Origin of the sequence: Geobacillus sp. E263 (assembly GCF_007197795.1) — a bacterium.
Lineage (GTDB): Bacteria > Bacillota > Bacilli > Bacillales > Anoxybacillaceae > Parageobacillus_B > Parageobacillus_B toebii.
Genome location: NZ_CP041632.1, coordinates 1,508,070 through 1,521,720 on the forward strand (window position 1 = coordinate 1,508,070; position 13,651 = coordinate 1,521,720).

General features: G+C 42.1%; 11 protein-coding genes and 1 other RNA gene. All 12 read left to right on the top strand.

The annotated features are described in order from the left end of the window. Nucleotides 1-73 precede the first annotated feature (73 nt). The 12 genes from FNL97_RS07830 (at nucleotide 74) to FNL97_RS07880 (ending at nucleotide 13,598) form a co-directional block, all read left to right on the top strand. Nucleotides 74-1,282, top strand: a complete 1,209-nt coding sequence (locus tag FNL97_RS07830; RefSeq protein ID WP_143415376.1) for an NAD(P)-dependent malic enzyme — start codon at nucleotides 74-76, stop codon at nucleotides 1,280-1,282. A 266-nt stretch (nucleotides 1,283-1,548) separates the two neighbouring features. Beyond that, nucleotides 1,549-2,319 (top strand): IclR family transcriptional regulator, encoded by a 771-nt coding sequence (locus FNL97_RS07835; protein ID WP_015864083.1) that lies wholly within the window; start codon nucleotides 1,549-1,551, stop codon nucleotides 2,317-2,319. A 118-nt stretch (nucleotides 2,320-2,437) separates the two neighbouring features. Next, the gene (locus tag FNL97_RS07840; RefSeq protein WP_143415378.1) at nucleotides 2,438-4,696 is read left to right on the top strand and encodes a DEAD/DEAH box helicase; all 2,259 of its coding nucleotides are present in this window, start codon (nucleotides 2,438-2,440) and stop codon (nucleotides 4,694-4,696) included. 17 nt (nucleotides 4,697-4,713) lie between these two features. After that, the gene (locus FNL97_RS07845) at nucleotides 4,714-5,979 is read left to right on the top strand and encodes a ribonuclease H-like domain-containing protein (protein WP_143415380.1); all 1,266 of its coding nucleotides are present in this window, start codon (nucleotides 4,714-4,716) and stop codon (nucleotides 5,977-5,979) included. A gap of 344 nt (nucleotides 5,980-6,323) precedes the next feature. Beyond that, nucleotides 6,324-6,557 carry a CotD family spore coat protein gene (locus FNL97_RS07850; RefSeq protein ID WP_015864080.1) on the top strand — a complete coding sequence of 78 codons (234 nt, stop codon included), beginning with the start codon at nucleotides 6,324-6,326 and terminating at the stop codon, nucleotides 6,555-6,557. Between the two features lie 66 nt (nucleotides 6,558-6,623). Continuing rightward, nucleotides 6,624-7,190 (top strand): SLOG family protein, encoded by a 567-nt coding sequence (locus FNL97_RS07855; RefSeq protein WP_015864079.1) that lies wholly within the window; start codon nucleotides 6,624-6,626, stop codon nucleotides 7,188-7,190. A 43-nt stretch (nucleotides 7,191-7,233) separates the two neighbouring features. Further along, nucleotides 7,234-7,530 carry a cell division regulator GpsB gene (gpsB, locus tag FNL97_RS07860; protein WP_015864078.1) on the top strand — a complete coding sequence of 99 codons (297 nt, stop codon included), beginning with the start codon at nucleotides 7,234-7,236 and terminating at the stop codon, nucleotides 7,528-7,530. Nucleotides 7,531-7,653: 123 nt separating this feature from the next. Then, an RNA gene (gene rnpB / locus FNL97_RS07865) (RNase P RNA component class B) lies at nucleotides 7,654-8,062 on the top strand. 129 nt (nucleotides 8,063-8,191) lie between these two features. After that, complete coding sequence (locus FNL97_RS07870) at nucleotides 8,192-9,898, top strand: putative bifunctional diguanylate cyclase/phosphodiesterase (RefSeq protein WP_143415382.1); 1,707 nt, start codon at nucleotides 8,192-8,194, stop codon at nucleotides 9,896-9,898. Between the two features lie 131 nt (nucleotides 9,899-10,029). Beyond that, nucleotides 10,030-11,184, top strand: a complete 1,155-nt coding sequence (locus tag FNL97_RS07875; RefSeq protein WP_143415384.1) for a THUMP domain-containing class I SAM-dependent RNA methyltransferase — start codon at nucleotides 10,030-10,032, stop codon at nucleotides 11,182-11,184. 98 nt (nucleotides 11,185-11,282) lie between these two features. Further along, the gene (locus FNL97_RS17940; RefSeq protein ID WP_015864075.1) at nucleotides 11,283-11,453 is read left to right on the top strand and encodes a hypothetical protein; all 171 of its coding nucleotides are present in this window, start codon (nucleotides 11,283-11,285) and stop codon (nucleotides 11,451-11,453) included. 204 nt (nucleotides 11,454-11,657) lie between these two features. Next, nucleotides 11,658-13,598, top strand: a complete 1,941-nt coding sequence (locus FNL97_RS07880; RefSeq protein WP_143415386.1) for an ATP-dependent DNA helicase — start codon at nucleotides 11,658-11,660, stop codon at nucleotides 13,596-13,598. The last annotated feature ends 53 nt before the right edge of the window (nucleotides 13,599-13,651 follow it).

A 13,651-nucleotide genomic window follows, 5' to 3' on the forward strand; every position in this document is an offset into this window, starting at 1 on the left:
ACGTGTTGCAGAACCAAAAGCAGCAGTAAGGCGGCAGAAGTAAATGGGAAAGGTTAGTAGCTAGGTAAAGAAAATGCGGAACCTTCGGGAAAAATCGCTATTGGTTCATCAACAAGCAAAAGGAAAGTTGCGTGTGGATGTTAAAGTTTCGGTAGAAAACGTCAATGATTTAAGTGTCATCTATTCTCCAGGAGTGGCGGAACCATGCAAAGCGATTCATGCAAATCCGGAATCGATTTATGATTATACGATGAAAGGAAACTTTGTGGCGGTTGTTTCCGATGGGTCTGCGGTATTAGGATTAGGAAATATTGGCGCAAGTGCGTCCATGCCTGTTATGGAAGGAAAAGCCGCCTTATTTAAAGCGTTTGCCGGCATTGATGCTGTGCCACTTTGTATTAACACAAATGATCCGGAACAAATTATTCAAACGGTAAAATTGTTGGAACCGACGTTTGGCGGAATTAATTTGGAGGACATTGCTGCGCCAAACTGCTTTTTGATCGAGGAACGCCTTAAGCAAGAACTGTCTATACCAGTATTTCATGATGATCAGCATGGGACAGCGATTGTAATCGCCGCCGGATTGACCAATGCATTGAAGGTCGCGCAAAAGCGTTTGAGCGATTGTAAAGTGGTTGTAAACGGAGCGGGTGCTGCCGGAATTGCGGTCGCAAAACTGCTTCTTTCTATGGGAGTAGATGATCTCATTTTATGCGATTCAAAAGGGGCTATTTATGAAAATCGTCCGCACGGAATGAACGAAATAAAAGAATCGCTGGCAAAAGTAACGAATCGAAACCGTGTGCAAGGGTCTTTAAAAGAGGTCATTAAAGGAGCCGATATATTTATTGGGGTTTCTGTCGCAGGAGCGTTAACGCAGGAAATGGTTCGCTCCATGAACGACAATCCTATTGTTTTTGCGCTGGCCAATCCTGTTCCGGAAATTATGCCGGAAGACGCAAAAGCTGCTGGTGCTGCAGTTGTAGCAACGGGAAGATCGGATCTTCCAAACCAAGTGAATAACGTCCTTGCCTTTCCGGGTGTTTTTAAAGGGGCGTTGCAAGTGAGAGCTTCTGAAATTAATGAAGAAATGAAACTGGCTGCTGCGGATGCCATTGCCAATTTAATCAGTCCAGAAGAATTAACGAGCGATTATGTCATCCCTAATCCATTTGATAAACGCGTTGTTGATGCGGTGGCAGACGCGGTTGCGCGCGCGGCGATAAGAACGGGAGTTGCAAGAAAAACTGTTGAAATAAAGCAGGATAACGTCATTTGAAAGAAGTAATTTCCGTAGAAGGCAATATACAATCGTTATAGAAGATGACATGGAAGCCGGGGATGTTATTTTAACAGCAAGCCCAGTCGGTGCTGATGTGATTGAATGAGAAATCGCTGATTAGAACGCTTCGACTCCGTTTGTGACGGCCTGGGAGCGGATAAAACATTTAAATATGCTGCCGTTTGCGACCGATCCACTATTGGGTAATGCCCGGCAATAAGTGTATAATGACAATGGATGAAGGAATATTAGAGGTGAACAAGATGGAAAGAGAAAATTTAGTGAAATCGGTAAGCCGGGCACTACATATTATCGATATCGTTAGTTCCGAAAAAGATGGATTAGGCGTGACGGAAATTGCTAAACAAATGGATATTAATAAAAGTTCTGTGTATCGTATTTTGTCAACGCTAGCTCAATATGGGTATATCGAACAAGATAAGGAAACGGAACGGTACAAACTTGGCTATAAATTTTTGGATATTAGTTCCAAATTGCTCGAATCGATTGATTTGCGGCGAGAAGCAAAACCGTACTTGCGAGAGTTGGAAAAAGAAACGAACGAAGTCATTCATCTTGTCGTATACGATCAAGGAGAAGTCATTTATATTGAAAAATTAGAAGGAACAGAAACGTTGCGGATGCATTCAAAAGTAGGAAAAAGGGCGCCGATGCATTGCACGGGGGTTGGAAAAGCTATTCTTGCCCATTTGCCTTTAAATGTAGTGCTAGAGATCATCGATCGAAAAGGATTGCCAAAACATACGGATTTTACGATTACGGACCGGAATGAGCTTCTAAAAGAATTAGAGAAAGTAAAGCAAAAAGGGTATGCGCTTGATTTAGAAGAAAACGAGTACGGAATTCGTTGTATTGCTGTTCCTATTTTTGATTATACTGGAAGCGTTGTTGCCGCGGTCAGTATTTCTGGTCCGACGATTCGCATGACAGACGAACGAATAGAAAAACTTCAGGAACGCATTCGGCATATTGGCAGGCAGATATCCGAAAGACTTGGATATAGACAAAAATAGACATATCGCTCGGCAGCAAACTGCCGAGCCTTTTTATTGTGAATAAAGTCATTTTTCTTGGCAATATCTCTATTCTTTCTATTAAAATAGAAAGATGAAATCATTGAGGTGAGCTGATATGAAGAAAAAAAGCTTATTCGAATTGATAGAACAATTGCGAAACGATCCGAATGTCGTGTATTGGCATGAAATCGAACCACAAGAAGCGAACACCGTTCCGATGCCGGAGCATCTTGATTTGCGTTTACGAACAGCGCTCGAAAAGCGCGGCATCGCTTCTCTTTATACACATCAGACAGCAGCTTATGAAGCGGTGCAAAACGGAAAAAATATCGTTGCCGTTACTCCGACTGCTTCAGGGAAAACGCTTTGCTACAATTTACCTGTACTGCAAGCGATCGCAGAAAATGAACATAGCCGGGCGCTTTATTTATTTCCGACAAAAGCGCTCGCGCAAGATCAAAAAAGCGAATTGCACGAAATCATTGAGGAAATGGGCGTTCCGATTCATAGTTATACATATGATGGCGATACAGCGCCAGGCATTCGCCAAAAAATTCGCAAAGCTGGCCATATTGTCATGACAAATCCGGATATGCTGCATTCTGCGATTTTGCCGCATCATACGAAATGGGTGGCGTTATTCGAAAATTTGCGGTATGTCGTCATCGATGAGCTTCATACGTATCGCGGTGTGTTTGGAAGCCACGTGGCAAACGTCATCCGCCGATTGAAGCGCATTTGTCAGTTTTACGGAAGCAAGCCGATCTTTATTTGCACATCAGCGACGATTGCCAATCCGAAAGAACTAGCCGAACGCCTGACAGGGGAGCCAATGACATTGATTGATAATAACGGGGCGCCGCGCGGAAGAAAACATTTTGTTTTTTATAATCCTCCGGTTGTTCATCAACCTCTTAATATTCGCAAAAGCGCTACGGTCGAAGTAAACCGGCTAGCAAAACAGTTTTTAGAAAACGGCATTCAAACGATTGTATTTGCCCGCAGCCGTGTGCGTGTCGAGCTGATTTTAAGCCATCTTCAAGAACTTATTAAAGATCAATTGGGCGCCAAAACGATTCGTGGGTATCGCGGCGGTTATTTGCCAAAAGAAAGACGGGAAATCGAAAAAGGATTACGGAGCGGGGAAATTATCGGGGTTGTTAGCACGAACGCGCTTGAACTTGGCGTCGATATTGGCCAGCTGCAAGTATGTATCATGACAGGATATCCCGGCACGGTCGCAAGCACATGGCAGCAGGCAGGAAGAGCTGGCAGACGTCACGGCGATTCCCTTGTCATTATGGTAGCGAGCTCTAGTCCGATTGACCAGTACATTGTGCAGCATCCGGAGTATTTCTTTGGCCGTTCTCCGGAAACGGCGCGCATCAACCCAGACAACATGCTGATTCTTGTCGATCATCTCAAATGCGCTGCATATGAACTTCCTTTCCGTCAAGGGGAAAAGTTTGGCGACCTCGAAGTGGAAGAAGTGCTTGAGTTTTTAACAGAACAAAAAGTATTGCATTACCGTGCAGGCAAATGGTATTGGATGAGCGATGCGTTTCCGGCGCATGATATTAGCTTGCGTTCTGCATCCCAAGAGAATGTCGTCATTATCGATATTTCGAAAACTGGCAACCATCGCGTCATCGGCGAGATGGATCGATTTAGTGCAATGACGTTATTGCACGAAGAGGCGATCTATCTTCATGAAGGTGTGCAATATCAAGTGGAAAAGCTTGATTGGGAAGAAAAAAAGGCATATGTTCGGGAAGTGAACGTAGAATATTTTACGGATGCGAATTTAGCTGTACAGCTTCATGTATTAGAAGAAGACCGCAACGAGCAAAGACAGCTGCTGAGTCTGCATTACGGCGATGTTTCTGTTCGCGCGAAGGCTACCATCTTTAAAAAAATTAAATTATCCACATTTGAAAACATTGGCTCAGGGCCGATCCATTTGCCGGAAGAAGAACTACATACGACGGCAACATGGATCGAATTAGGAGAAGAACTATCGAAAATGGACGCGCCTATACTCGAACAAGCGCTCGTTGGCATTTCAAATGTGCTTCGTCACCTCGTACCGATGTTTGTCATGTGCGACCGCACCGATATTCACGTCGTACCACAAATGAAAGCGCCTCATTCCGGAATGCCGACGATTTTTTTATACGACCGTTATCCAGGCGGCATCGGCTTATCGGAAGCGGTTTTTGAGCGGTATGATGAAATCATGGGAGAAGTGAAACATTTACTTGAACGCTGCCCGTGTGAAAATGGCTGCCCTTCTTGCATTGGGGTGATCGAGGCAAGCAATCATTCCGTGAAAAAAAACGTAATCTCATTTTTGCACAAGCTTCTAAGCAAGTAAATGAAGGGATGAACACCATGTCAATGAAGCAGAAATTAGCAAGATGGAAGGAACAACTTGCATCCCGGGCTTCCGTTCAGGAAGAACGGCCCGGTGTGCTCTTTGAAGAGCAACAAGAGAAAGAGGTTCCATTTCTTGATGAATGGCAGAAAAAACATGTGCAGCCGTTCTTTTTTGATGGGGATTATTGTTTGATTCGCGAAGTAGTATATCCGTTAGATTATCAGCATGGACGATATCGACTTGGAGAGTTTCATCATATTCATGCCCGTTGGCAAGACGCTTCTTTTACACATCCGCTTTCGAGCAAAGGGCATGAAGCGAGCGATTTATTTTTCTTTGATACGGAGACGACCGGGCTTAGCGGCGGAACGGGACATGTCATTTTTTTGCTTGGCCATGCCCGCGTATATGAAGATCGGGTTGTTGTCCGCCAGCATTTTTTGCCGCACCCGGGAGCGGAAGTGGCATTGTATCAAAGTTTTTTATCGGAAGTCGACTATACGACACTTGTTACGTATAACGGAAAAGCATTCGATTGGCCGAAAGTCAAGACGCGCCATACGCTGATTCGTGATGCTGTCCCGAAACTGCCGGCGTTTGGCCATTTCGATTTATATCACGCATCAAGGAGAATGTGGAAACAAAAGCTTGAGTCTGTTCGCCTTTCCAATGTCGAAAAAGAGATATTGCAAATTGAGCGAGAAGAAGATGTTCCCGGTTTTTTGGCGCCGATGATGTATATGGACTTTCTATCGGCGCCGCATCCTGATCGAATTTTTCCGGTATTTCTCCATAATGAACTTGATGTTTTATCGTTAATTTGCCTCTATATTCATTTATCGAAACAGCTGCTAGAAGCGCCGCAACTAAAAGATGCATTGGAACAGTTGGAAACAGCTCGTTGGCTCGAGACGTTAGGAGAAACAAATGCCGCGAAAAACGTGTATGAGCGCGTGATCGAAAAAGAAACAAAAGAATCGTGGCAGGCCAAATGGCAACTATCGCTGTTATATAAAAAAGAAAAACGGTACGAAAAAGCAGTGGACATATGGAAACAATTATGGCAGCATGGCAGTGATACGTGGAAGATGAAAGCCGGGGTTGAATTGGCAAAAGCGTATGAACATTATTTTCGTGATGCCCATCAGGCGCATCACTATGCGATCAACGTATATGAACGATGGAAAACACTATCTCGTTCCTATAAACAGCGGAATACTACACAAGAGTTAGAGTTGATCAGGCGTATAGAACGGCTTCAGCGGAAATTAAATCATTAAATATTTCCGTGGAAAGCGCAGGATGCGACAGAAAATAAAGAAAATTTGATTTTTCCATTTCGAATCTTGTAGAAAAAACAAAAAATATGTACAATTGCTTCGGGATAGATAAAAACAAACGAAATGGCGGGGAGAAAACGATGCGGAGCATGTACAAAAAAATTTTTTACTTGTTTTTTCTCGTGATATGTTTAACGTTTGTTGTGTTTAGAAACTTAACGTAATTTGGCTGTCCGTTACAGACGAATATGGAAAAATGGGTGTCTATACTAGTACATGTCCGCTCCTTTCATCATAGGCTGATATTGTAAAACATAAGCTTATGAAAAGAAAGGAGAATGGATATGCATTGCAGACCACATGTATTGGCACCGATTGTTCATCCACCAAGATGTTGTGTACAACATCATTTCCAAGCAACAATCGTACCACACATTCATCCATCACATACGACACATGTCAACCATCATCTTTTCCAACATCAGCATTATTTCCCACATACGGAGTCGGTTGTCAACCAAGTAGCCAACCAACATTGCAATTTTCCTGGTCCTGCTCCGTTCCCATGGGGATGTTAATCCCAATGAAACAGGAGCCGCCATGGCGGTTCCTGTTTTTTAGCAAAGAGAAGGAGTATAAAAACAATGAGAGTGCTTGCGATCACAGGATATAAACCGTATGAGCTGAATATTTTTTCTAATAATCATCCAGCTGTTTCCTATATTCAATTAGCGATACGTCGAAGGTTGCTTTCATTGTTAGAGGAAGGACTGGAATGGATTGTGATTAGCGGACAATTAGGGGTGGAACTTTGGGCGGCTGAAATAGCATATGACCTGCGAGAGGAATATCCTCAGTTGCAAGTTGCTATTCTTACGCCGTTTTTGAATCAAGAAGAACGATGGAATGAAATGAATCGTGAATATTATGAATGGATTGTATCGCAAGCTGATTTTGTCGACAGCATTACAAAACGGCCATACGAAAGTCCTGCACAGTTTCGCTGGAAAAATGAATGGATCGTCCGAAAAAGCGATGGCTTGCTCATTGTCTATGATGAGGAAAAAGAAGGGACACCGAAATATATGTTAGAAGTTGCGAAACGAAAAGAAAATTACGCCATTTTTCCCATTACGTTTTCCGATTTACAAGCTATTATAGAAGAAGCGCAGATCAATGAAACGCAAATTGACAATCGATTTGATTTCTGAAAAAATAAAGATAATAGCGGAATGTGGAATTGAGGTGAAAAAGATGTTAGCCGGTCGTATTAAATTAACGCCAAAAGAAATTTTAGAAAAAGAATTTAAAGTAAGTATGCGGGGGTACAATCAAGACGAAGTCGATCAGTTTTTGGACATGATTATTAAAGATTATGAAACGTTCCAACAGGAAATTGAGCAGCTCCAGCAAGAAAACGCTCGTCTGAAACGGCAAATAGAAGAGCTGCAAAAACGGCCATCTGCGCAAGCGGGAACAACAAACTATGATATTTTGCAGCGGTTATCTAATTTAGAAAAACATGTATTTGGCAATAAATTATACGATTAATTTTTATGCGGACAAAAGTAAAGCATCATTGTGCTGTTATGTAAAATACATATAGTTAGAAAATTTTCCTATTGAAATAACCTGAAAAATGAACTATACTACAATGTGCAAACGACGTTAATAATGTTCGGGTAATCGCTGCGGCAATTCATTGCCGTAGAGGAAAGTCCATGCTCGCACGGTGCTGAGATGCCCGTAGTGTTCGTGCCTAGCGAAACCATAAGCTAGGGCAGTCTGGCGTAATGCTGGGCTGACGGCGGGGAAAGAACCTAAGTCCCAAGGCCTCTCTTGGGATATGGTTCGATTACCCTGAAAGTGCCACAGTGACGCAGCTCTAAGGGAAACCTTAGAGGTGGAACGCGGTAAACCCCACGAGCGAGAAACCCAAATTATGGTAGGGGCGCCTTCCCGAAGGAAATGAACGGAGGGAAGGACAGATGGAAATTTTTCCATCTGTAGATAGATGATTACCGCCGGAGTACGAGGCGATAAGCCGCTTGCAGTACGAAGGTACAGAACATGGCTTACAGAACATTATTAACGTCGAAAATGGTATAATGAAAAAGCTCTCCTGTATAAAGGAGAGCTTTTTCATTGTTTAAAAAATGACTATAATCGTAATATAACTTGTAGTGATTAAGGAAAAGGGAGAGGGATATAAGTGTATGATCATGATCAACAACTAATAGATATACATACGTTCGCTGGAATTGCAAAAAATATTTTTGAATATTCTAACGAAAGCATTATTATTACAGATGCGCAAAATAGAATTTTATTCGTGAATCCGGCATTTGAAATTGTCACCGGATACAGCGCGGAAGAAGTAATCGGTAAGAATCCGCGCATTTTGCAATCTGGAATGCATGATAAACAATTTTACAAAAAAATGTGGAATGATATAAAACAACATGGAGTATGGAAAGGGGAAATATGGAATAAGCGAAAAGATGGGGAATTGTATCTTGAATGGTTAACTATTAGTGTGGTAAAGGATCAAAAGGGAAATGTGACAAATTATGTGGCGATGTTTTCTGACATTACAGAACATAAACGAAATGTCGAGCAATTAACGAGACTAGCGCTTTATGATACATTAACAAACGTGCCGAATCGGTACTTGCTTGAAAAACGATTAGAAAGTATTATTCGAATGTCCAAAAAACATAATCAGTCATTTGCTTTATTATTTCTAGATTTAGATCGCTTCAAAAACATTAATGATACGTTAGGCCACCGTGTGGGAGATATGTTATTGAAAGAAACGGCGCAACGTCTGAAAAGAATGTTGCGAAAACAAGATACGATCGCGAGGTTTGGCGGTGATGAATTCGTCATTATTTTGCCAAATTTAAAACATATTCGCGAAGCAGCATATATGGCGGAAAAAATTGTGGAATCATTGAAGAGGCCGTTTTGCTTTAACCATCAAGAAATATATATATCTACTAGCATCGGTATTAGTGTTTATCCATACGACGGAACAGATAAAGAAACGTTGATACGCATGGCCGATCGCGCGATGTACCAAGCAAAAAAGAATGGAAGAAATCAATATGCTTTGTATCATGCTGGAATGCATGGTAACGGTAAACAATTGTTTCAGCTTGAAACTGCATTGAGGAAGGCGCTTGAAAGGGGAGAATTTGAACTTTACTATCAGCCGCAATTAGATATAAAAACGAAACAAATTCGTGCGGTAGAGGCGTTAATCCGCTGGAACCATCCAGAAAAAGGATTTATTTCTCCAGGAATGTTTATTCCGCTTGCCGAAGAATCGGGGCTAATTACGCCGATTAGTGATTGGATTATGATGCAAGCATGTGAACATTTGAAACAATTGCAGTTACGTTTCCCTTATGTAAAAATGAGCATAAATATTTCTCCTATCTATTTTCAACAAATTGATTTTTTGAAGAAATTGCAAAAAACGATCGAATCGGTAAACGTGAATCCACGTTTGATCGAGCTGGAATTGACGGAAAGCGCCGTCATGCCTCACGCTGAACAGTCAGTGGAAAGGCTCACCAAGTTAAAAACGATGGGAATGAGCATTGCGATCGATGATTTTGGAACGGGATTTTCCTCGTTAAGTTATTTGCATCGTTTTCCGATCGATATACTGAAAATCGATCGAAGTTTTACCAAGCAATTATCTCGGTATCAACAAGACTCGGCAATTGTCAAGGCTATTATTATGATGGCGCACAGCCTTCAGATTCGAGTGGTGGCTGAAGGCGTGGAAACGAAGAAACAGTATCAAATACTGGAAAAGCAATCTTGTGATTTTGTACAAGGATATTATGTATCTAAGCCGCTATCAATTAGCGAATTATATGAGTTTTTAGATATGTGGAACCATCTTTAGATTGAATAGCGCCGTGCTTGCTAGTGTTTTATTTAGATTGAATAGCGCCGTGCTTGCTAGTGTTTTATTCGGATGGTTACATACAACTGCGAGAGTTTGAGGTTTTATAACATAAAAATAGGAGGACAAAAATGGGTTCGATTACGTTAATCGCTACGGCGGCGATGGGAGTGGAATCGATCGTCGCCGATGAAGTGCATCGTCTCGGTTATGAGTGTCAAGTGGAAAATGGAAAAGTGACGTTTACCGCTGATGAGCTGGCGATTTGCCGCGCTAATTTATGGTTGCGCACCGCAGATCGCGTGAAATTGAAAGTCGGAGAATTTAAAGCGACAACGTTTGAGGAGCTGTTTGAGCAAACAAAAGCGTTGCCATGGGCGGATTATTTGCCGGTGAATGCGAAATTTCCTGTCATTGGAAAATCAGTAAAGTCAAAGCTTTTTAGTGTTTCCGATTGCCAGGCGATTGTGAAAAAAGCGGTGGTGGAAAGTTTAAAAAAACATTACCGTGTTTCATGGTTTGAAGAAACCGGACCGCTTTATCGCATTGAAGTAGCCTTGCATAAAGATATTGCCACATTAACCATTGACACAAGCGGAGCAGGGCTGCATAAGCGCGGTTATCGCGTTGCGCAAGGAGAAGCGCCATTAAAGGAAACATTGGCAGCCGCGCTCGTGCAGCTGACGAATTGGACGCCGGACCGGCCATTTGTCGATCCGTTTTGCGGATCGGGAACGATTCCGATCGAGGCGGCGCTGATTGGCCAAAATATCGCGCCAGGATTTAATCGTGACTTTGTCTCCGAACAATGGGACTGGATTGGTGAAAAAACATGGGAACGAGCGCGGGAGGAAGCGGAAGATTTGGCCAACTATGACCAGCCTCTCGATATTTCCGGATTTGACATTGACCATCGCATGGTGGAAATCGCAAAAACAAACGCGCTGGAAGCCGGATTTGCCGATTTAGTGTCATTTAAGCAAATGCAAGTAAAAGATTTTCGCACACGCAAAGAATATGGCGTGATCGTCGGCAATCCCCCGTATGGCGAACGGCTTGGCGAGCGTAGAGAAGTAGAAACAATGTATCGGGACATGGGCAAAACGTTCTCTGCCTTAGATACGTGGTCCATTTATATTTTGACGGCGCATAAAGAGTTTGAAAAACATTATGGGAAAAAAGCGACGAAGCGCCGCAAATTATTCAACGGCTTTATCGAAACACATTATTACCAATACTGGGGTCCGCGTCCGCCGAAAGAAAAAGATATTGCCGAACGAAAATAAGCTTCTCATGTTGCTATGCTTGCAACGAATGGGAACATCCCTTTCTGCATATAATATGGATATTATGATGAACTATTTTAGCAGGAAGGTGATATACAATGAGACATTCTTCCATTGATTGGATGAAAATTTCAGAAGCGCTCGATAATACGTATGAATTATTAGTACAACAAAACATTGAAGATGAGCATTTAAAACAAATCGAAATGGCGAAAAATATGTGGAAGCAGGCTTTTACATACCGCATATCTAGTTCGATGAAAGCATAAAGCAATAAAAGGTTGCGCTCGGCTCATTGCTCATTATTGACTTCTGCTGTACGATGAATCATAATAATATCTTGTTAGACTTTTACAAATGATTTGTCAGATGATAGACAGCGCGCAGCAGTAAAAGCATTGCGCGCTAACGTTTGTTGAATGGATTTGGACAGGCGTGAAAGTCTTATTATATTTTTGGAGGGTTTTTCGACGATGAGCCGTGAGCGCTATCCTTTTACATTAGAAAAAAACGAAAATTTCTTTGATAAACTAGGGGAATGGATTGGCGATGTCTTTTACGACATTTTGCCAGAAGCAGGGTTTGAGCTGCGGGATGAACAAATATATATGGCGTTTCAGCTAGAACGCGCGTTTAGAGAGAAAAAGGTGATGTTTGCCGAAGCGGGGGTCGGTACCGGAAAAACGATCGTATATTTGTTGTATGCAATTTGCTACGCCCGTTATACAGGGAAGCCCGCCATTATTGCCTGTGCCGATGAAACGCTCATTGAGCAGCTAGTGAAGAAAGAAGGGGATATAGCGAAATTATCGAAGGTGCTAGGTTTACATATTGACGTACGCTTAGCGAAATCACCAGATCAATATTTATGTTTGAATAAACTGGATGAAGTAGTGATGTATGATGATAAAGACATCGAGCTTTACGAACAAATTTACGACGAGCTCCCTGCGTTCGTTCACGATAATAAGCCGCTGCAAGCATTCTATCATTATGGAGATCGCAAAGAATACGCCCATTTAAGCGATGAACAATGGAAAAAAATCGCGTGGGATCCGTTCCAAGACTGTTTTACATGTGAAAAACGCCATCGCTGCGGCCAAACATTATCGCGGGAATATTACCGGAAAGCGGCTGATTTAATCGTCTGTTCACACGACTTTTATATGGAACATGTTTGGACATATGAAGCGCGCAAACGCGAAGGGCAGCTCCCGCTTTTGCCGGAAGCAAGCTGTGTTGTATTTGACGAAGGGCATTTGCTAGAGTTTGCCGCACAAAAAGCGTTAACCTATCGGATGAAAGAAACAACGTTAGAAAACCTGCTCACACGGCTGTTAGAAAATGATATCCGCGAAGAGCTTGCTTATTTGATCGAAGAAACGCTGCAAATAAGCGTGCGGTTTTTTGACGAGTTGAAATCTTGTTCAAAAGAAGTAGCCGGTTCTAACCGTCAAGAAATTACGTTTTCGGAAAAACTGCTTCGCCTTGCCAAACAATTGCATGCCAAAATTGTCGACATCGGCAATGAGCTTGTGTTTGAAAGCGAAACATATACGATTGACCATTATCAATTGAATATTGTGGATGAATATTTAGACCAACTTGAATATTCGCTTGATTTATTTATGAATAATGCCGATGCCATTACGTGGGTGGAGTCATCACGTCAAGAAACTACTCTTGTCGTTATGCCGCGCACTGTGCAGGAAGTATTGCGGGAAAAAGTATTTAATAAGCGTATTCCGTTTATTTTTTCCTCTGCCACACTATCAAACCGCAAATCATTTCAATATATTGCAGAAAGTCTTGGAATTGATGAGTATTTATCGTTTAGTGTGGAATCGCCATTTGATTACGATAACCAAATGACGATTTTTATGCCAACGTTTACCAATGATGAAAACTTATTTTCACAAAAATATGAATATGCGTTGCGTAAAATTCGCGAAACAGAAGGACGAGCGCTTATTCTGTTCCCGTCAAGACAAGAGTTGCTGCAATTTAAAGAGCAAGCAAGCGGCGATAAGGAATTTGCCTTTTTGTTTGAAGGAGATCAGGAAATTAGTGAGCTTGTTGCGACATTCCAAGCAAATGAAGAAACGATATTATGCTCAGAACATTTATGGGAAGGATTGGATATTCCAGGGCCATCACTATCGAACGTCATTATTTGGTCGCTACCGTATCCTCCGAATGATCCGGTATTTCAGGCGAAGCGAAAGGCATATGATGATCCATTTTGGGGTGTCGATGTGCCGTATATGCTGCTAAGGCTTCGTCAAGGAGTAGGCCGCTTGATCCGCACACGCGAAGACCGCGGCATCGTTTCTATTTTTGTGACAAATGATGAGAATGATAAGGTTATTGAAGCAATTAAAGAGGTATTGCCGACAAAAGTGAGGGAAGAATAATTTCTTTCCTCATTTTTTATCGCAAAAAAGAGGAAATCCGCTTTTGGTCATGG